This window comes from Stenotrophomonas sp. YJH_SMC_64, from assembly GCF_059371375.1.
The window spans coordinates 38571-56038 of record NZ_JCAFUN010000010.1; the positions used below are offsets into that span (position 1 = coordinate 38571).

The 17468-nt window shown below is 67.7% G+C and carries 17 protein-coding genes; 8 read left to right on the plus strand and 9 right to left on the minus strand.

Annotation, left to right across the window (positions count from 1 at the left end; translation table 11 throughout):
* Window positions 1-127: 127 nt before the first annotated feature.
* On the minus strand, window positions 128-1885 hold the full coding sequence (gene recJ, locus AC5P9L_RS12080) for a single-stranded-DNA-specific exonuclease RecJ (protein WP_279915602.1): 1758 nt from the start codon (window positions 1883-1885) through the stop codon (window positions 128-130).
* 145 nt (window positions 1886-2030) lie between these two features.
* Between recJ and AC5P9L_RS12085 the strand changes: the two genes are divergently transcribed.
* Entirely contained in the window at window positions 2031-3071 is a 1041-nt protein-coding gene (locus tag AC5P9L_RS12085) for a DUF1176 domain-containing protein (RefSeq protein ID WP_043035391.1), read from the plus strand.
* A 310-nt stretch (window positions 3072-3381) separates the two neighbouring features.
* Here AC5P9L_RS12085 and AC5P9L_RS12090 read toward each other — a convergent pair whose 3' ends face one another.
* The 5 genes from AC5P9L_RS12090 to dapB all read right to left on the minus strand — a co-directional run bounded on the left by AC5P9L_RS12090 (window position 3382) and on the right by dapB (window position 10324).
* Window positions 3382-4299 carry a hypothetical protein gene (locus AC5P9L_RS12090; RefSeq protein WP_012480070.1) on the minus strand — a complete coding sequence of 306 codons (918 nt, stop codon included), beginning with the start codon at window positions 4297-4299 and terminating at the stop codon, window positions 3382-3384.
* Between the two features lie 4 nt (window positions 4300-4303).
* On the minus strand, window positions 4304-4768 hold the full coding sequence (greA, locus tag AC5P9L_RS12095; RefSeq protein WP_181453298.1) for a transcription elongation factor GreA: 465 nt from the start codon (window positions 4766-4768) through the stop codon (window positions 4304-4306).
* An 8-nt stretch (window positions 4769-4776) separates the two neighbouring features.
* Window positions 4777-8019, minus strand: coding sequence for a carbamoyl-phosphate synthase large subunit (carB, locus tag AC5P9L_RS12100; protein WP_279915852.1), 3243 nt, complete (start codon window positions 8017-8019; stop codon window positions 4777-4779).
* A 148-nt stretch (window positions 8020-8167) separates the two neighbouring features.
* Window positions 8168-9295 (minus strand): glutamine-hydrolyzing carbamoyl-phosphate synthase small subunit, encoded by a 1128-nt coding sequence (carA, locus tag AC5P9L_RS12105; protein WP_005413213.1) that lies wholly within the window; start codon window positions 9293-9295, stop codon window positions 8168-8170.
* 309 nt (window positions 9296-9604) lie between these two features.
* Window positions 9605-10324 carry a 4-hydroxy-tetrahydrodipicolinate reductase gene (gene dapB / locus AC5P9L_RS12110; RefSeq protein ID WP_099523820.1) on the minus strand — a complete coding sequence of 240 codons (720 nt, stop codon included), beginning with the start codon at window positions 10322-10324 and terminating at the stop codon, window positions 9605-9607.
* A 90-nt stretch (window positions 10325-10414) separates the two neighbouring features.
* Between dapB and AC5P9L_RS12115 the strand changes: the two genes are divergently transcribed.
* The 4 genes from AC5P9L_RS12115 to AC5P9L_RS12130 all read left to right on the plus strand — a co-directional run bounded on the left by AC5P9L_RS12115 (window position 10415) and on the right by AC5P9L_RS12130 (window position 12822).
* Window positions 10415-11176 (plus strand): 3-oxoacyl-ACP reductase, encoded by a 762-nt coding sequence (locus AC5P9L_RS12115; RefSeq protein WP_423160106.1) that lies wholly within the window; start codon window positions 10415-10417, stop codon window positions 11174-11176.
* 4 nt (window positions 11177-11180) lie between these two features.
* The gene (locus AC5P9L_RS12120; protein WP_227415205.1) at window positions 11181-11576 is read left to right on the plus strand and encodes a MerR family transcriptional regulator; all 396 of its coding nucleotides are present in this window, start codon (window positions 11181-11183) and stop codon (window positions 11574-11576) included.
* A gap of 55 nt (window positions 11577-11631) precedes the next feature.
* Window positions 11632-12213 carry an NAD(P)H-dependent oxidoreductase gene (locus AC5P9L_RS12125; RefSeq protein ID WP_109337580.1) on the plus strand — a complete coding sequence of 194 codons (582 nt, stop codon included), beginning with the start codon at window positions 11632-11634 and terminating at the stop codon, window positions 12211-12213.
* 147 nt (window positions 12214-12360) lie between these two features.
* Window positions 12361-12822, plus strand: coding sequence for a DUF4304 domain-containing protein (locus tag AC5P9L_RS12130; protein ID WP_012480065.1), 462 nt, complete (start codon window positions 12361-12363; stop codon window positions 12820-12822).
* A gap of 54 nt (window positions 12823-12876) precedes the next feature.
* On the opposite strand, the gene AC5P9L_RS12135 is transcribed toward AC5P9L_RS12130, so the two are convergent.
* From AC5P9L_RS12135 to AC5P9L_RS12145, 3 genes are read right to left on the minus strand one after another with little or no spacing between them, the layout of a single operon-like run.
* Entirely contained in the window at window positions 12877-13131 is a 255-nt protein-coding gene (locus tag AC5P9L_RS12135) for a DUF6587 family protein (RefSeq protein WP_005409475.1), read from the minus strand.
* Complete coding sequence (gene feoB / locus AC5P9L_RS12140; protein ID WP_088430887.1) at window positions 13131-14996, minus strand: ferrous iron transport protein B; 1866 nt, start codon at window positions 14994-14996, stop codon at window positions 13131-13133. The genes AC5P9L_RS12135 and feoB overlap by 1 nt, the downstream gene beginning before the upstream one ends.
* On the minus strand, window positions 14993-15247 hold the full coding sequence (locus tag AC5P9L_RS12145; RefSeq protein ID WP_005409473.1) for a FeoA family protein: 255 nt from the start codon (window positions 15245-15247) through the stop codon (window positions 14993-14995). Before AC5P9L_RS12145 ends, feoB begins: the two co-directional genes overlap by 4 nt.
* A 119-nt stretch (window positions 15248-15366) precedes the next feature.
* Between AC5P9L_RS12145 and AC5P9L_RS12150 the strand changes: the two genes are divergently transcribed.
* Genes AC5P9L_RS12150 through AC5P9L_RS12160 form a run of 3 tightly spaced genes read left to right on the plus strand, consistent with a single transcriptional unit; the run spans window position 15367 to window position 17452 of the window.
* The gene (locus AC5P9L_RS12150; protein ID WP_087803362.1) at window positions 15367-16155 is read left to right on the plus strand and encodes an enoyl-CoA hydratase/isomerase family protein; all 789 of its coding nucleotides are present in this window, start codon (window positions 15367-15369) and stop codon (window positions 16153-16155) included.
* 2 nt (window positions 16156-16157) lie between these two features.
* Window positions 16158-16559 carry a VOC family protein gene (locus AC5P9L_RS12155; protein WP_005409471.1) on the plus strand — a complete coding sequence of 134 codons (402 nt, stop codon included), beginning with the start codon at window positions 16158-16160 and terminating at the stop codon, window positions 16557-16559.
* The gene (locus AC5P9L_RS12160; RefSeq protein WP_088430885.1) at window positions 16556-17452 is read left to right on the plus strand and encodes a hydroxymethylglutaryl-CoA lyase; all 897 of its coding nucleotides are present in this window, start codon (window positions 16556-16558) and stop codon (window positions 17450-17452) included. The genes AC5P9L_RS12155 and AC5P9L_RS12160 overlap by 4 nt, the downstream gene beginning before the upstream one ends.
* Window positions 17453-17468: the final 16 nt, after the last annotated feature.

Consider the following 17468-nt stretch of genomic DNA (forward strand, 5'->3'; position numbering starts at 1 on the left):
ATCGTGGATCGTTGAACGCACCAGCAACCGTAACGGGGTTGGCGGGCCCCCAAAAAGGGGACGGAGGGGATTAAGTCGCAATTGGCAAACAAGGCAAAAGCGGCTTAATCCCCTCCGTCCCCTTTTTCTAGGCGGGCAGGCAGTGTTCGATGATCAGCTGGATGGCGCTGCCGCCACGGTAGTCATCGCAGGCCAGGCGGTAGGCGAGGTGCACGTGGCGGCCCGGCGCATTGCCGTGCCAGCCGCCGAAATGGATGGCGTTGATGGTGCCGGGTACGCCCGGCAGGCGCAGTTCCAGCTTGAGGTGGCGTTCCTTCAGTACTCGCCAGTTGGCCACTTCGAAGTGGCCGTCGAACAGTGGCTCGGGGAAACCCTGCCCCCACGGCCCGGCCAGGCGCAGCGCATCGGCGTGGCGATGGTCCAGTTCGTCGGCGGCCAGTTCGCCGTCACTGAGCACCTGCTGCTGCAGTGCCGCCGGGTCGAGCATCTCCAGCACCACCGCGACGAAGGCGGCCTTGAAGTCATCGATGTGATCCAGCCGCAAGCTCAGCCCGGCCGCCATGGCATGCCCACCGAAGCGCTCGATCAGGCCCGGATGGCGCGCATCGACCAACGCCAGCGCGTCACGGATGTGCAGGCCGGGAATGGAGCGCGCCGAGCCGCGCAGGGTGTCGGCGCCGGGTTCGGCCGGGGCGAAGGCGATCACCGGGCGATGCAGGCGATCCTTCATTTTCGATGCGACCAGGCCGACCACGCCTGGATGCCAGTCGGCATCGAACAGGCAGGCCGCCACCGGTCGCTGACCGGCCATGTCCAGCACCACGCGGGTCAACGCCTGCTCGGCGTCATCGGTCATCGCCTGCTGCACCGCGCGGCGTTCCGAGTTGATCTGCTCCAGCGTCTGCGCGATCTCCCGCGCCTGGCGCGGGTCTTCGGTCAGCAACAGCGCGATGCCCAGCGCCATGTCTTCCAGCCGGCCCGCGGCATTCAGGCGCGGGCCGAGCGCGAAGCCGATGTCGGTGGCGGTCAGCCGCGCCGCATCACGGCCGCTGGCTTCGATCAGCGCTCGCAGGCCGACGCAGCCCTGCCCCGCGCGCAGACGGCGCAGGCCCGCGCTGACCAGTGCCCGGTTGTTCGGATCCAGCGCCACCAGGTCGGCGACGGTGCCGACCGCCACCAGGTCCAGCAGCGTGGTCAGGTCCGGCCCCTTGCCATCGGCGAAGACGCCGGCCTCGCGCATGTGCCGGCGCAGCGCCATCAGCACGTAGAAGATCACACCGACACCGGCCAGCGACTTGCTGGGGAACGCATCACCGTCGAGATTGGGATCGACGATGACATCGGCCGGCGGCAGCTGCGGCCCGGGAAGGTGATGGTCGGTGACCAGCACCTGCCAGCCCCGCGCTTTCGCCGCGATCACGCCCGCATGGCAGGCGATGCCGTGGTCGACCGTAACCAGCAGGTCCGGCTGCAGCGCGGCCAGCTCCTCCACCAGAGAAGGTGACAGGCCGTAGCCGTGCACCATGCGGTTCGGCACCGCGTGGAAGACGTGTTGCGCGCCGAGCATGCGCAGGCCACGCACGCCGACCGCACAGGCGGTGGCGCCATCGCAATCGAAATCGCCGACCACCAGGATGCGCTTGTCGTTGGCGATGGCCTCGATCAGCAGACCCACCGCATCATCGATGCCGGTCAGCAGCTCCGGCGCGTGGAGGCTGCCCAGCTTCGGCAGTGCCAGCTCTGGCGTACCGGCGCCGCGGCTGGCATAGAGTCGCGCCAGCAGTGGCAGCGTGCCGTCTGGCCAGCTGCCGGGTACGACCGCATCGCGGCGGCGGATCATCGGCGTATCAGAGGACGGCTGCGCAGCATCGGCGGCAAGGGACATCGGCATCGCCGGGTTGCGGAAGACATCCCCATGATAGCGCGGGGTCGGATCTCTCTGCCCGCAGGAGGCTCCACCCCGATCGCTGGCATTTGGAATCTGCCAGCCTATCTTCCATGCTTGTCGGCCCGGAAATGGACTTCAACGCATGCATCGTACGCTCCTTCCCGCGCTGCTGGGCCTCGCCCTGGCCCCGGCCACCCACGCCGCCACGCCCGAACCGAAGGCCGGCGTGCAGTTCCAACACAACGACTGGTCGCTGGCCTGTGACAACACCGGCACCTGCCGCGCCGCCGGCTACAGTCCGGAACAACCCGGCAATCTGCTCAGCCTGATGCTGGAACGCGTGGGCGGCCCGGGTACGAAGGTGCTCGCGCGGCTGCGCAACGGCGAGGATGGCGAAAGCGCGACGCCGACCGGGGCGCTGCGCCTGCGCCTGAACGGCAAGGACCTGGGCCCGGTGCGCGACACCGGCGACGGAGATCAAGTACTGCTGCAGCAGGGACAGACCGATGCGCTGGTCGCCGCGCTGCCGCGCCACGCACGCATCGACATCATCGACGGCAAGGGCAAGGCGTGGCCGATCTCCGACAGCGGTGCAGCGGCCGTACTGCTGAAGATGGACGAGGCCCAGGGCCGGCTGGGCACACCCGGTGCGCTGGTGCGGCGTGGCGACAAGCCCGAAGCGAGCGTGCCTGCGGCGTTGCCGGTGCCAGTGATCATGCGCGGCACGCTGATGGCACCGCGCGCCTCGGACGCGGCACTGGCGAACGCACCGGGCCTGCGCAAGGCACTGATCGCCAGCCTGCCGAAGCCGGATGAGTGCGGCCGCCTGAGCGAGGGCGGGACAGACGAGATCGAGATCCAGCGACTGGACGCCCAGCATGTACTGGCAAGCACCAGCTGCTTCATGGGTGCCTACAACTTCAGCAGCGGCTACTGGGTAGTGCAGGACAAGGCGCCGTACCAGGCGAAGTTCGTGACCTCCAACGCGGAGGACTTTGATCGCGATGACGCGACGCTGCGCGGGCGCTTCCGTGGACGCGGCATCGGTGACTGCTTCTCCGGCCACGACTGGGCCTGGGATGGCGCGCGATTCGTGAAGAGCGGCGAGTTCACCACCGGGCAGTGCCGCGGCGTGGCGGGAGGGCATTGGCAGCTGCCGACCGTGGTCAGCACGGTGAGGTGATTGTTTGCAGGGCTGCGCCCTGCACCTGCCGAAGCAACATCCGAAGCAACAGCAACAGCGGGGAGTCCGTGGGTTGGCGGGGCGGTGTCGGATTGCGGGGACGCCGCAAGTACGTCCCTGTAGGCTTGGCAGCCGCATCCATGCGGCTGACACGCCCGCAATCCGACACCGCCCCACCTTCGACAGGTTCACGCCGCTGCTGGTAGGTGTCGACCTTGGTCGACACATCTTTCAGATATCGATAGACAAAATGGGGTCAGAGCCGTTTTCCCTAGGAAAACGGATCCGACCCCGCTCGGCCGAGCCCCGATCAGTCGTGAAGCTGGCGCGGCTTCTTCCAGAACTGCCAGCGCTGTCCGCGATCCAGCTGGAACTGCAGGCCGTCCTCGAAATCCAGCACCAGCCGCTGCAGCTCGCCGCGCTTCAGCGCGGCCAGCAGCGGACGGATCGCATCGTTGCCGAGTTGCTGCAGCGAGCGCAGCTGGCGCAGATCAACCAGTGCATCCACCGCCTGCTCGCCATCCACGGCTACGCCAGCCGCAAGAGCCAGGCCCTGCAGCAGCGCATCGCGGCTGCGCACCTGCGCATGCGGCGTGCTGACCGATACCGGCATCACGCCACCACCCCAGAACCACAGCGAATTGATCGGCTGTTGTCCCTGCGCGGCGCGCTGCTGGTTCCAGGAATGGTTGTGCAGCAGTACCTGCGCTTCGGTCATCAGCGCCCGCCAACGGCGGCCGACCTCGCCTTCCGGCAGGTGCGAGAACAGGTCATCGCCCAGCACCTCGTCCGGACTGTCGAAGTCCGGCAGGGCCAGGTCGATCGGCAGGCGCAGGTACCAGCGCGAAGGGTCCGGTGCGTCGAGCACGAATCCGGCATCGGCGAACAACGGCTGCAGCACCGGCAGCAGGGCCAGGCAGTCGGCCAGGGTCGGTCGCAGCGTTTCGCCGTAGGCCATCATCCGCGCGCCATGCATGTCCGGCACCATGCAGGCCGGATCGGCACGCAGCCAGCTGGCGCCAGCGGCATCGCCGACGTCGCGCTGGCGGGTCAACGCGGCCACCGGCCATTGCGGCGCGGCGACCGTGAAATGGCGCGTCAGCTGCGCGCGTTCACCCGGTGCGACCTGCACCGTCGTGGCGCGGCCAAGCGCGCGCGCCACATCGTCCGGCAGCGCAGCCGCGGCAAAGCGGCTGCGTGCCGGCAACAGCAGGGTCGCCGTTGCCACCGGGTCAGTCCACGTAGCTGACGCTGACGATCTCGTACTCGCGCTGGCCGGCCGGGGCGTCGATCACGATCGAATCACCTTCCAGCTTGCCGATCATCGCGCGCGCCACCGGCGAGGAAATCGCGATCAGGCCCTGCTTGATGTCCGCCTCCAGGTCACCGACGATCTGGTACTTCTTCTCTTCGTCGGTTTCCACGTCGGCCAGCGTCACGCTGGCGCCGAACACCACCTTGGAGCCGGCATTGAGCTTGCTCACGTCGATGATCTCGGCGTGCGACAGCTCGCCTTCGAGCTGCTTGATGCGGCCTTCGATGAAGCCCTGTTCCTCGCGCGCGGCGTGGTACTCGGCATTCTCCTTCAGGTCGCCATGCTCACGTGCTTCGGCGATGGCGGCGATCACCTTCGGGCGCTTGACCGACTTCAGGTGATCCAGTTCGTCGCGCAGCTTCTGCGCGCCCTTCATCGTGATGGGGGCTCTCATGCATTCAACTCCTTGTGCAGCTCCTGCAGCGACCAGACGGGGCCGGTGCCGCGGAATTCCAGTGAATCCACCAGCGCCTTGGCGCCGGCAATGGTGGTCGAGTAGGTGACGCGATGCTGCAGCGCCTCGCGACGGATCGAGAACGAGTCGTTGATCGCCGAACGACCTTCGGTCGTGTTGACGATGTAGACGATCTCGCCGTTCTTGATCGAGTCGACGATGTGCGGACGGCCTTCGACCACCTTGTTGATGATCTCGCAGTCCATGCCGTGCTGCTGCAGCCACGCGGCGGTGCCACGGGTCGCGACCAGGCTGTAGCCACGCGCCAGCAGCGCCTTGGCCACCGGCAGCACGCGCTTCTTGTCCGGATCGCGGACCGAAACGAAGGCCTTGCCGACCGGCGGAGCCTTGATGCCACCGGCTTCCTGCGCACGCGCGAAGGCGGCGTTGAAGCTGCGGCCCACGCCCATCACCTCACCGGTGGAGCGCATCTCCGGCCCGAGGATCGGGTCGACGCCCTGGAACTTGGCGAACGGGAAGATCGCCTCCTTCACCGAGTAATAGTCCGGCACGATTTCCTTGGTCGCGCCCTGCTCGGCCAGGCTCTTGCCCGCCATGCAACGGGCGGCGATCTTCGCCAGCGCCATGCCGGTGGCCTTGGACACGAACGGCACGGTGCGCGAGGCACGCGGGTTCACTTCCAGCAGGTAGATGGTGTCGGCACCTTCGTCGCTGGTCTGGATCGCGAACTGGGTGTTCATCAGGCCGACCACGTTCAGGGCCTTGGCCAGCTCCACCACCTGGCGGCGCAGTTCGGCCTGGGTTTCAGCCGACAGCGAGTACGGCGGCAGCGAGCACGAGGAATCGCCCGAGTGCACGCCAGCTTCTTCGATGTGCTCCATCACGCCACCGATCAGGACGTTGCCATCCTTGTCGGCGATGATGTCGACGTCGCACTCGACAGCATTGTCGAGGAAGCGGTCCAGCAGCACCGGCGAATCGTTGGACACCTTCACAGCGTCGCGCACGTAACGGGCCAAGTCGGCTTCGCCGTAGACGATTTCCATGGCACGGCCGCCCAGCACGTAGCTCGGGCGCACCACCAGCGGGTAGCCGATCTCGCGGGCCAGCAGCAGGGCTTCCTGATCATTGCGGGCGATGCGGTTCGGCGGCTGCTTCAGGCCCAGCTTGTCCACCAGCTGCTGGAAGCGCTCGCGGTCTTCGGCCAGGTCGATCGAGTCCGGGCTGGTGCCGATCACCGGCACGCCGTTGGCTTCCAGCGCGCGCGCCAGCTTCAGCGGGGTCTGGCCGCCGTACTGCACGATCACGCCCTTCGGCAGTTCCAGTTCGACGATTTCCAGCACGTCTTCCAGGGTCAGCGGCTCGAAGTACAGGCGGTCGGAGGTGTCGTAGTCGGTCGACACGGTTTCCGGGTTGCAGTTGACCATGATGGTTTCATAGCCATCCTCGCGCAGCGCCAGTGCCGCGTGCACGCAGCAGTAGTCGAACTCGATGCCCTGGCCGATGCGGTTCGGGCCACCGCCCAGGATCATGATCTTGTCGCGGTTGCTCGGCGCGGCCTCGCACTCGTCCTCGTAGGTCGAGTACAGGTAGGCGGTACCGGTGGAGAACTCACCGGCACAGGAGTCCACGCGCTTGTAGACCGGGCGCACCTTGTGCGCACGACGCAGCGCGCGGATGGCGGCTTCGTTGGTGCCGGTCAGCTGCGCCAGGCGCGCGTCGGAGAAGCCAGCGCGCTTCAGCTTGCGCAGGCGTGCGGCATCCAGCGCATCGATGCCGCCGGCAGCGACTTCGGCTTCGGCCGCGATGATTTCCTCGATCTGGTCCAGGAACCAGTGATCGATGAACGACAGTGCGTAGATCTCTTCCACGCTCATGCCGGCGCGGAACGCATCGGCGACGAAGAACAGGCGCTCCGGGCCCGGCGCCTTCAGCTCGCGACGCAGGGTCTGCAGGTCGTCTTCGTTGCCCAGGTCCAGGCCGGTCGGGTCGAAGCCGACCTTGCCGGTTTCCAGGCCACGCAGGGCCTTCTGCACCGACTCCTGGAAGGTGCGGCCCATCGCCATCACCTCGCCCACCGACTTCATCTGGGTGGTCAGGCGGGCATCGGCGGCCGGGAACTTCTCGAAGGCGAAGCGCGGGATCTTGGTGACGACGTAGTCGATGGACGGCTCGAACGAGGCCGGGGTCAGGCCGCCGGTGATTTCGTTCTTCAGTTCGTCCAGGGTGTAGCCCACGGCCAGCTTGGCAGCGACCTTGGCGATCGGGAAGCCGGTGGCCTTGGAAGCCAGCGCCGAGGAACGCGACACGCGCGGGTTCATCTCGATGACGACCACGCGGCCGGTCTTCGGGTTGATGCCGAACTGCACGTTCGAGCCACCGGTATCGACGCCGATCTTGCGCAGCACGGCGATGGAGGCATCGCGCAGGCGCTGGTATTCCTTGTCGGTCAAGGTCTGGGCCGGGGCCACGGTGATCGAGTCACCGGTGTGCACGCCCATCGGGTCCAGGTTTTCGATCGAGCAGACGATGATGCAGTTGTCCGCGGTATCGCGGACCACTTCCATCTCGAATTCCTTCCAGCCCAGCACCGACTCTTCCACCAGCACTTCGGTGGTCGGCGACAGTTCCAGGCCGCGGCTGACGATCTCGACCAGCTCTTCGCGGTTGTAGGCAATGCCGCCACCGCTGCCGCCCAGGGTGAAGCTGGGGCGGATGATGGTCGGATAGCCGACGCGGGTCTGGATTTCCAGCGCTTCGTCCAGGGTGTGGGCGACGGCGGCAGTCGGGCACTCCAGGCCGATCTCACCCATGGCCACGCGGAACAGCTCGCGGTCTTCGGCCATGCGGATCGCTTCGCGCTTGGCGCCGATCAGTTCGACGTTGTACTTCTCCAGCACGCCGTTGTCGGCCAGGTCCAGCGCGCAGTTCAGCGCGGTCTGGCCACCCATGGTCGGCAGCAGCGCATCGGGCTTTTCCTTGGCGATGATCTTCTCGACCGTCTGCCAGTTGATCGGCTCGATGTAGACGGCGTCGGCCATCTCCGGGTCGGTCATGATCGTGGCCGGGTTGCTGTTGACCAGCACCACGCGGTAACCCTCGTCACGCAGGGCCTTGCAGGCCTGGGCGCCGGAGTAGTCGAACTCGCAGGCCTGGCCGATGACGATCGGGCCAGCACCGATGATGAGGATGGTCTTGAGGTCAGTGCGCTTGGGCATTTTCTTCTCTAAGTCAGTACAGCGTGACAAGGGGGAGTGATCGCACGCTGTCGATCAGGAATCTTGAACCGCAGCGCCGCGCCAGGGGCAGCAGCGATGCGGGGTTTACGGTCCATCGCGACGCCACCGGGGGCCGGCGGCGTACTGATCACGCCTTGGCCTGCTCCATCAGCACCACGAAGCGGTCGAACAGCGGGCCGACATCGGTCGGGCCCGGCGACGCTTCCGGATGGCCCTGGAACGAGAACGCCGGCACGTCGGTGCGGGCCACGCCCTGGTTGGTGCCATCGAACAGCGAGCGGTGGGTCACGCGCAGGGTCGGCGGCAGGGTCGCTTCATCGATCGCGAAGCCGTGGTTCTGCGAGGTGATCATCACCCGGCCGCTGTCCAGGTCCTGCACCGGGTGGTTGGCCCCGTGGTGGCCGTGGCCCATCTTCATGGTCTGCGCGCCCGAGGCCAGGCCCAGCAGCTGGTGGCCCAGGCAGATGCCGAAGGTCGGGATCTTCACGTCGATGAAGGTCTTGATCGCTTCGATGGCGTAGTCGCACGGCTCCGGGTCACCCGGACCGTTGGACAGGAACACGCCATCCGGCTTCAGCGCCAGCACTTCGGCGGCCGGGGTCTGCGCCGGCACCACGGTCACTTCGCAGCCGCGCTCGGCCAGCATGCGCAGGATGTTGGTCTTCACGCCGAAATCGTAGGCCACGACCTTGTACTTGGCCGGCACGCTGACGAAGGCATTGGCATCCAGGTCCAGCTGGCCCTCGGTCCAGGTGTAGGTCTTCTCGGTAGTGACGACCTTGGCCAGATCCATGCCCTTCAGCCCCGGGAACTTGCGGGCGGCTTCCAGTGCCTTTTCCACGTCGATGTCGCCGGCCATCAGCGCACCGTTCTGCGCGCCCTTCTCGCGCAGGATGCGGGTCAGCTTGCGGGTGTCGATGCCGGCGATGGCAACCACGCCACGCTGGATCAGCCAGTCCTGCAGCGACACCTGGCTGCGCCAGTTGCTGGGGCGACGCGGAACATCGCGCACGATCAGGCCGGCCGACCACACCTTGGACGCTTCATTGTCCTGGTCGGTCATGCCGGTGTTGCCGATATGCGGATAGGTCAGCGTGACCATCTGCCGGGCGTAGGACGGGTCGGTCAGAACTTCCTGATAGCCGGTCATGGCGGTGTTGAACACCACCTCACCGACGGACAGGCCGGGCGCGCCTACGGATTCGCCCTCGAATACGGTGCCGTCTTCGAGGACGAGGATTGCGGCTTGGGTCACGGGAATCTCACTTTGGCTACCGAGGGGGCTGCCGAAGTCACGCCTGCGCTTCACGGAAATCCGGTTGCAAAAAAGCGCGGACGTGCGGTCTGGGACCGGTCCGGCTTTCGTGATTCGGCGAGTGCGAATTGTAGCGCTGCCGGGGCGCTCGCGCCAGCGGTTATCGCGCTTCATGAACGGGCGATTGCGCATTCATTTCAATCCGGCGGCGTATGCGCGGTCCGCCGCCTGGTAGTGCCGGCCGCTGGCCGGCTATCCCCACGCCTTCGGGCGCCCGGAAGCTGCCGGCCAGCGACCGGCACTACCGCCCTACTGCAGCAGGTCCCGTACCCGGTAGCTGCCCGGGGCGCGGCCCTGCAGCTGGCGGGCGGCGAACAGGGCGCCGCGGGCGAAAATGTCGCGGTTGGTGGCCCGGTGCACCAGCTCGATGCGCTCGCCCAGCCCGGTGAACTGCACCAGATGCTCGCCGACGATGTCACCAGCGCGCAGGCTGGCATAGTGCGGCTCCGCCCCGCCCCGCTGCGCGGCCGCGCCCAGGGTCAGTGCAGTGCCCGACGGCGCGTCCTTCTTCTGGGTGTGGTGAGACTCGACGATGTCGCAGTCCCAGCCGGCCAGCGCCTGCGCCGCGCGCTCGACCAGCTCGTCCAGCACCGCCACGCCCAGGCTGAAGTTCGAGGCCCAGACCAGCGGGATCCTCGCCGCCGCCGCCTCCAGCGCCTGGCGCTGCGTGCTGAAGATGCCGGTAGTGCCCGAGACCAGCCCCGCACCACGTTCCACGCACAGTGCCAGCATCGGGTCGAAACCCTCCGGCAGGCTGAAGTCGATCGCCACGTCGAATGCCGGCGCACCGGGCAGCTCGCTGGCCGCGAAGAACGGTACGCCATCGACCACGCGCTGGGCCGGCGCACGACCCGTCACCGCAGCGGCGATCTGCAGGGTTTCGGGATGTTCGGCGGCCAGCCGCAGCAGGGCCTGGCCCATGCGCCCGGAGGCACCGTGGATGAGCAATCGCAGGGGAGTCTGGTTCATGCCTGCAGGCTAGCGGCAGCACGCCCGCTCCGGCAAGCGCCATCGCTGCTACGCTGCATGCCCTTTCATGCAATGGATGGCAGCTCCCTCATGCAGATCAGCGAACAGCTGGTGCTGGTCACCGGTGCCGGCCGCGGCCTTGGCCAGCACATCGCCCGCGCCTTCGCCGCCCAGGGCGCGCGCGTCATCATCAACTACCACCGCAGCGAAGGCGCCGCACGTGCTCTGGCTGCCGAGCTGGGCGGACAGGCGATCGCGCTGCCGGCCGATGTCACTGAGCGCGCCGAGGTCGATGCAATGCTGCAGCACGCCCTGGCCCACTTCGGCCAGGGCGTCACCACCGTAGTCAACAACGCACTGGCAGCGTTCTCGTTCAATGGTGATGCCCGCGACGGCGCCGCCGACATCGGCTGGCCGGCGTTCCAGGCGCAGTTCGAGGGCAGCGTGCGCGGCGCGCTGAACACCGTGCAGGCCGCCCTGCCCGGCATGCAGGTCCGTCGCTTCGGTCGGGTGATCAACATCGGCACCAACCTGTTCCAGAATCCGGTGGTGCCCTATCACGACTACACCGCCGCCAAGGCCGCACTGCTGTCGCTGACCCGCACCCTGGCCGGCGACCTCGGCCCGCATGGCATCACCGTGAACATGTTGTCGGGCGGCCTGCTGCGCACCACCGATGCCAGCGCCGCCACGCCGGAAGCAGTGTTCGACTACATCGCCGCCAACACTCCGTTGCGCAGCGTCACCACGCCGGCCGAGTTCGCCGATGCCGCGCTGTTCTTCGCCAGCCCCTGGTCGCGCGCGGTGACCGGTCAGAACCTGGTGGTCGATGGCGGCCTGGTGCGGGACTGAGTCGATGCGCATCTCCGAAGTCAGCCGCCTGCCCGGCGCCAGTGCCAAGGCCATCCGCCTGTACGAGGCGCGCGGACTGCTGCCGCCGGTGCCACGCCTGAACCGCTATCGCGACTACAGCGAACAGGACGTGGCCTGGGTGCAGCTGATCCGCCAGGCGCTGGGGCTGGGCATCACCCTGGCCGCGATCTCACGCCTGCAGGGCCGCGATGGACGGCTCGACTGGCCAGCGGTACTGGCCTTGCTGGAGCAGCAGCGCGGCCGCATCGCCGACGAGCGGATGCGGCTGGCACAGGTCGAGCGCGACCTGCAGCTGGTCAGCGACGAACTGCAGCAGTGGCTGCACTCCGGCAGCGGCGACTGCATCCTGGAACCCAGCGGCTGCACCACCCCGGTTTGACTCTGCCCCTGGGGCAGACCCCAACCTCGCGCACTTTCCATTGCCCGAGGTTGCCGTGTCCCGTTCCATCCTGATCCTGCTCGGCCATCCCGACCGCGACAGCCTGTGCGGCGCCCTCGCCCAGCGCTACGCCACCGCCGCCGAGAACGCCGGTCACCAGGTACGCCTGATCGCACTGGGCGACCTTGAATTCGATCCGGTACTGCGCCACGGCTACCGTCAGATCCAGCCGCTGGAAGCCGACCTGCAGGACGCCGCGGAAGCGATCGAGGCCTGCGATCACCTGGTGCTGGTCTACCCCACCTGGTGGGGCGCGATGCCGGCACTGCTGAAGGGCTTCTTCGATCGCGTGCTGCTGCCGGGGTACGCCTTCCGCTACCGGCGCGATTCGGTGTGGTGGGACCGGCTGCTGGCCGGGCGCAGCGCGCGGGTGATCACCACGCTGGATACGCCGCCCTGGTACTACCGCTGGATCTACCGCGACCCGGGCGTCGCCCAGATCCGCGCCACCATCCTGCAGTTCTGCGGCATCCGCCCGGTGCGTGTCAGCCGCGTGGGCGCGGTGCGCAACAGCTCGCCGGAGCAACGCAACCGGTGGCTGGCGCTGGCAGCGGAGCTGGGCTCACGCGCCAACTAGCCAGAAGAGCGTGCGAACCAAGGTTCGCACCCACCCGGGGCGTTCGCACGCACCTGGGGCGCTCGTTGCGGGTGTCGCGTTTGCCAATTGACCGCCAGGCACCGCGCCTCAAGGCTGTGGCCCCCTGTTCCGGCCCGGGCAAAGCCCATGAAATCCTCGACTGTCTTCAGCAAGTGCGCCAGGAAGACCGGCTTTGCCGGGACCACGACCACTCGCTACCGCCTGCTGGATGACGCCCTGCTTGTCGTGAATCACCAGCGTGCCAGCGAAAGCCGGGGTTTCTATGTGAATGCTGGACTCTACTTTCCAGAGCTGCTCGAGCATCCCCTCGCACCTGACGATCTTGAAACGGCTTTCAGGTACCGCTCCAGCATTCCCACGCCCCACGTCGACTGGCGGATCGAAGAGACACCAGGCCTGCGCCGGGCCTTCATCCAGCAGGATCTTGAAGACCTGCTGCAGGCTGGTAACCGCGACGGACTGAAAGGCCTGCTGCTCGATGCCCTTGCCGACGTGGCCGGCTTCGCGGCAACCCATGGGAACCGGGAATCGGTGCGGCGATTGAATCGGGATGGACGCTTCCGGGCGATCATCCGCAGAGAGGTCTGAACCCCGGAAGCGTGCGAACCAAGGTTCGCACCCACCAGCGCAGGAGAAGCAGCGTCAGTGCCGCTTCGGCGGAGTCGGCCCGCAGCTGTCGCAACCGCCACAGGCGCCACCACTCCCGCTCGCCGGCGGCGCGACCTTCCGCCCCAGCGCCTGCAGCCAGGCAGCACGGCCCGGCTTCAGCAGGGCCAGCGCCAACGCACCGCGCAGCTTGCGCACGGTACCGGGGAACTGCTTCTTCAGCACCACCCAGGCACTGACCAGCACGGCCACCGCGATGATCAGGTACTGGATCAGCAGGCCGGCATCCATCAGCCGCCTCCCAGCGCCCTGGTCACCTGGTAGGTGATCAGCGCGGCCACGTAGGCCGCCGCGAACAGGTAGAACGCAGCGAAGCCCATCTGCTTCCACGAGTTGGTCTCGCGCTTGATGGTGGCCAGCGTCGAGATGCACATCGGGGCGTAGATGTACCAGACCAGCAGCGACAGTGCGGTGGCCAGCGACCAGCCATCGCTGATCAGCGGGGTCAGTGCCTGGCTGGCGGCATCGTCATCGGCTGCCGACAACGCATACACGGTGGCCAGCGAAGACACCGCCACCTCACGCGCGGCCAGGCCCGGGATCAGCGCGATGCAGATCTGCCAGTTGAAGCCCAGCGGCGCGAAGAACACAGCCATTGCATGGCCGATCTGGCCGGCGTAGCTGTAATCGATCGCGGGCATGGTGGCCCCCGCCGGCGCTGCCGGGAACGACAGCAGCACCCACAGCAGGATGGTCAGCGCCAGGATGATGCCGCCAACGCGCTTGAGGAAGATCATGCCGCGCTCGTACAGGCCGACCGCCAGGTCACGCACGTGCGGCAGGCGGTACGACGGCAGTTCCAGCATCAGCGGATGCTCGCTCTTGTCGCGGCGCCACTTCTTCATGATCCACGACATCGCCAGCGCGCTGAGGATGCCGGCCGCGTACAGGCCGAACAGCACCAGGCCCTGCTGGTTGAACACGCCCCATACCGTCTTCTGCGGAATGAACGCACCGATCAGCAGCGCGTACACCGGCAGGCGTGCGGAACAGGTCATCAGCGGCGCCACCAGGATCGTGGCCAGGCGGTCACGCGGGTCCTGGATGCTGCGCGTGGACATGATGCCCGGCACTGCGCAGGCGAAGCTGGACAGCAGCGGGATGAACGAGCGGCCGGACAGGCCGGCAGCGGCCATCATGCGGTCGAGCAGGAACGCCGCACGCGGCAGGTAGCCGGATTCCTCCAGCACCAGGATGAAGAAGAACAGGATCAGGATCTGCGGCAGGAACACCACCACGCCACCGACACCGGCGATGATGCCGTCGGTCAGCAGGCTGGCCAGCGGGCCTTCCGGCAGCACGCTGCCGACGAAGGCGCCGAGCCAGGCGAAACCGGCCTCGATGGCGTCCATCAGCGGCGTCGCCCAGGCGTACACGGCCTGGAAGATCAGGAACATCACCACCGCCAGGCTGATCAGGCCGAACACCGGGTGCAGCAGCCAGCGGTCCAGCGCGTCGTCGATCTTCGCGGTCCGCGCCGGCATGCGCACGGCCACCGACAGGATCTCGCGCACCTTGGCGTGGTAATCGATGCCACCTTCCGGGCCCGGCACCGGTGCATCCAGGTGCGGGACCATCGCATCCAGGCGTTCGACCAGGGCCTTGGCGCCCTGCTTGCGCACCGCCACGGTCTCCACTACCGGCACGCCCAGCTCGCGCTCCAGCGCGGCCACGTCCACCTGGATGCCACGGCGCTGGGCCGCATCAACCATGTTCAGCGCCACCACCATCGGCTTGCCCAGCTCGCGCAGTTCCAGCGCGAAGCGCAGGTGCAGGCGCAGGTTGGTGGCGTCGATCACGCACAGCAGCACATCCGGCGCGGCTTCGCCCGGGTAGAAGCCCCGGCACAGGTCACGGGTGATCGCCTCGTCCAGGCTGGCCGGATGCAGGCTGTAGGCGCCCGGAAGGTCGAGTACCGCGAACTCGCGGCCGGACGGCGCACGCAGACGGCCTTCCTTGCGCTCGACGGTGACGCCAGTGTAGTTGGCAACCTTCTGCCGGCTGCCGGTCAGCTGGTTGAACAGTGCGGTCTTGCCGCTGTTGGGGTTACCAACCAGCGCAACGCGCAGGGGGGCGGTAGTGGCAGTAGCAGTCATGCGCGTCGTTCCTGGCTGGCGGCGTCGACCACGACCCGCTTGGCTTCACTGATCCGCAGCGCGAAACGGGTGAACCCGACCTGCACCAGCAGCGGCTCTCCCCCCACCGGACCCTTGGCCACCAGGCGCACTTCCTCGCCCTTCACGAAACCCAGCTCGCGCAGGCGACGGGCGATGGCATCGTTGGCATGCAGGTCCTGCACGGACTCGACCACGGCCGAGGTGTGCAGCGGCAGTTCGGACAGCGTCATCTAGCGTGTTCTCTGCTGGATGTAAATGGTTCTCGATTCTAACATTCCCGCGTCGCGTCATGGCCCATGACCAATGGCCCGCTATGATCCATACAGGTATGGAGTGACCCTGGAATCCCATGAACGATGCTTTGCAGATCGAGCGCAGCGGCGCCGTCCTCACTCTCTGGCTGAACCGGCCGGAGCTGCACAACGCCTTTGACGCCGGGCTGATCGCCCGGCTGACCGCCGGACTGGAGGCCGCCGGCCACGATGCTTCGGTGCGCGCGGTGGTGCTGGCCGGCCACGGCGCCTCCTTCTCGGCCGGTGCCGACATGCAGTGGATGCGCGGCATGGCGGCGGCCAGCGAAGCCGATAACCGCGAGGACTCGCTGGCCCTGGCCCGGCTGATGCGCACCCTGGACGAGCTGCCCAAGCCGACCCTGGCCCGGGTCCATGGCGCGGCCTTCGGCGGCGGCGTCGGCCTGGTCGCCTGCTGCGACATCGCCATCGCCAGCACCTCGGCCCGCTTCGGCTTGACCGAAAGCCGCCTCGGCCTGCTGCCGGCGGTGATCTCGCCCTATGTGATCGAAGCCATCGGCCCGCGCCAGGCCCGCCGCTGGTTCGCCACCGGCGAGCATTTCGACGCCGACACTGCGCTGCGCATCGGCCTGGTCCACCAGCTGGTCGAGCCCGAACGCCTGGACGAGGCCGTGCAACGCCAGCTGGCCCTGCTCGACAAGGCCGGCCCGATCGCCTCGTCCACCGCCAAGCAACTGGTCCGCCAGGTCCGCGACAGCCATGACCGCGACACCCTGGATCGCGATAATGCCGCCCTGATCGCGCGCCTGCGGGTGTCCGCCGAGGGCCAGGAAGGCCTCGGCGCCTTCCTCGACAAGCGCGCGCCCCACTGGGTCACGGAAGCCTGAACATGCTCGATCATCTTGGTTTGACCAGCGCCGACCTGGCGCGCAGCAAGGCCTTCTTCCTGCAGGCACTGGCGCCACTGCAGATCGGCGTGGTGATGGAAGTGACCGCCGAACAGACCGGCGCGCACGACCACATCGGCTTCGGCAGCGACGGCAAGCCGTTCTTCTGGCTTGGCAATGGTGGCACCGCCAGCCATGGCGTGCATGTGGCCTTCGCCTGCGCCAGCCGCGACCAGGTGGACGCCTTCCATGCCGCCGCCCTCGCCGCCGGTGGCCGCGACAACGGCGCCCCGGGCCTGCGCCCGTGGTATCACCCGGACTACTACGGCGCCTTCGTGCTGGACCCGGATGGCAACAACATCGAGGCGGTCTGCCACCGCCCTGCAAATGGGGCAACCGCATGAGCGACTACGTCCGCATCGTCGAGGTCGGGCCGCGTGACGGCCTGCAGAACGAAAAGCAGTCGGTCTCCACCGGCGACAAGATCGAACTGATCAACCGCCTGTCGACCACCGGCCTGCGCAGCATCGAGGCGACCAGCTTCGTCAGCCCGAAGTGGATCCCGCAGCTGGCCGATGCCGCCGAGGTCTACGCCGGCATCCAGCGCCGGCCCGGCATCCACTACCCGGTACTGGTGCCGAACGAACAGGGCTACGACCGCGCCCGTGCGGTGGGCGTCGAGGAAGTAGCGGTGTTCACCGCCGCGTCCGAGGCGTTCAACCGCACCAACACCAATGCCGGCATCGACGAGTCGCTGGCCCGCTTTGAGCCGATCCTGCGCCGTGCCGCCGCCGATGGCGTGCGCGTGCGCGGCTACGTCTCCACCGTGCTCGGCTGCCCCTACCAGGGCGAAGTACCGCTGGCTGATGTGGTGCGCGTTGCACGCGCCCTGCACCAGATGGGCTGTTACGAAATTTCGCTGGGCGACACCATCGGCGTCGGCACCCCACGCAAGGCACGGGCGATGCTGCAGGCGGTCGCTGCCGAGATTCCGATGGAAGCACTGGCCGTGCACTTCCACGACACCTACGGCCAGGCCATCGCCAACATCGCCACCTGCCTGGAAGCAGGCGTGCGCGTGGTCGACAGTGCGGTGTCGGGTGCCGGTGGCTGCCCGTATGCCAAGGGCGCCAGCGGCAATGTGGCCAGCGAAGACGTGGTCTACCTGCTGCAGGGCCTCGGCCTGGACAGCGGCGTGGACCTGCCGGCACTGGCTGAGACCGGCCGCTGGCTGGCCGGCCTGCTCGGCCGCGCCACCGCCAGCCGCACCGGGCAGGCGCTGGCCGCCGCCGGTTGACCGCCGCGCTGCGCCG

Coding starts and splice junctions, on each gene's coding strand:
- dapB (WP_099523820.1), bottom strand. CDS start 10,324: ATGAACCAGACTCCCCTGCGATTGCTCATCCACGGTGCCTCCGGGCGC.
- AC5P9L_RS12160 (WP_088430885.1), top strand. CDS start 16,556: ATGAGCGACTACGTCCGCATCGTCGAGGTCGGGCCGCGTGACGGCCTG.
- recJ (WP_279915602.1), bottom strand. CDS start 1,885: ATGTCCCTTGCCGCCGATGCTGCGCAGCCGTCCTCTGATACGCCGATG.
- AC5P9L_RS12130 (WP_012480065.1), top strand. CDS start 12,361: ATGAAATCCTCGACTGTCTTCAGCAAGTGCGCCAGGAAGACCGGCTTT.
- AC5P9L_RS12115 (WP_423160106.1), top strand. CDS start 10,415: ATGCAGATCAGCGAACAGCTGGTGCTGGTCACCGGTGCCGGCCGCGGC.
- AC5P9L_RS12155 (WP_005409471.1), top strand. CDS start 16,158: ATGCTCGATCATCTTGGTTTGACCAGCGCCGACCTGGCGCGCAGCAAG.
- AC5P9L_RS12150 (WP_087803362.1), top strand. CDS start 15,367: ATGAACGATGCTTTGCAGATCGAGCGCAGCGGCGCCGTCCTCACTCTC.
- AC5P9L_RS12120 (WP_227415205.1), top strand. CDS start 11,181: ATGCGCATCTCCGAAGTCAGCCGCCTGCCCGGCGCCAGTGCCAAGGCC.
- AC5P9L_RS12145 (WP_005409473.1), bottom strand. CDS start 15,247: ATGACGCTGTCCGAACTGCCGCTGCACACCTCGGCCGTGGTCGAGTCC.
- carB (WP_279915852.1), bottom strand. CDS start 8,019: ATGCCCAAGCGCACTGACCTCAAGACCATCCTCATCATCGGTGCTGGC.
- feoB (WP_088430887.1), bottom strand. CDS start 14,996: ATGACTGCTACTGCCACTACCGCCCCCCTGCGCGTTGCGCTGGTTGGT.
- AC5P9L_RS12085 (WP_043035391.1), top strand. CDS start 2,031: ATGCATCGTACGCTCCTTCCCGCGCTGCTGGGCCTCGCCCTGGCCCCG.
- AC5P9L_RS12135 (WP_005409475.1), bottom strand. CDS start 13,131: ATGGATGCCGGCCTGCTGATCCAGTACCTGATCATCGCGGTGGCCGTG.